Source organism: Ruegeria sp. BHSA123 (assembly GCF_059613425.1).
In genome coordinates this window covers 1-1,028 of sequence record NZ_JBXWSL010000176.1, presented here as the reverse complement: position 1 = coordinate 1,028, position 1,028 = coordinate 1, and the positions used below count along the sequence as shown (strand labels likewise).

Genomic DNA, 1,028 nt, shown 5'->3' with positions numbered 1-1,028 from the left:
AGCATTTTCTGGGCTATCAGGGCGCTTTCATCAGTTACAACTGGACAGCAACCCCAAATACGCTGGCCTATTTCCGTGATCAGGAATCGGCGCTGGCCTCGCGACGTTATCTGCGCGAGTTGATTGCCTTTCTCTCGACCCATACCAATGCCCGTCGCATCCACCTGATCGGCTACAGCGCCGGGACAAGGCTGGCCTTTGACGCCGCCTATCAAATCGCGTTGGGGGCCGAGGGAAACGCGCGGTTGGGCAAACTCATCCTGATCGGCAGCGATCTAGACCGTGCTTATTTCATTCATGCTATCGAGGACGGTCTACTCGATGCGGTTACGGACCTGACGATCTATCAGTCGCAAACGGATTCCGCCCTGGCGATGTCTAGGCTCGTCTTTGGCCGCAAGCGCGTCGGAGAGACCTCGCCCCCCGGCGAAGCAGTACCTGCGGTGCAAGCGGAATTGGCCCGGACCCCAAGGCTGCATGTCATCGACGTGACGGATGCCGAAGAGGCGGGCAATGGCAACGGACATTGGTATTTCCGGTCTTCACCATGGGCCAGCAGCGATCTTTTCCTATCATTGCTGACCAACAAAGACCCCGCCGCGCGCGGTCTGGTGCGCGCACCCGGAGAGATCATCTGGCGTTTTCCAGATGATTATCCGCAAAGGATCAGGGAACTGGGGCGTTTTTACTGAAGGAAAGGAACCGTTAGGTTTTCCCCGTCTGTTCGCTATTCTGGCTAGCTTCCCACACGAAGCTTCGTCTGATCATTCCGAATCTCATAAGTAAGTTTATCCATAAGTCAGGCTTATGACTTTGAAGGTATAATCGATTTTTCTTGGCATATTAATCTGTCAAGATGCGAATGCTCAAATGTGAATTTAACGCCGCGCAAGAATGGCGAACCTGTCAAACAATTCACCAACAGAGGACAACCATGAAACAGAAGAGATCAATTTATGCGGTTTTGGCGTTCGGTTTACTGACGGCGACGGCTGCGGCATCGGAAACGGAACTGACGGTATACACTG

At 53.6% G+C, this 1,028-nt stretch carries 1 protein-coding gene; it reads left to right on the top strand.

The window, feature by feature from the left end:
* On the top strand, positions 1-692 hold a 692-nt coding region (locus tag AC2FNC_RS20865), incomplete at its 5' end, for an alpha/beta hydrolase (protein WP_496716600.1).
* Positions 693-1,028 lie beyond the last annotated feature (336 nt).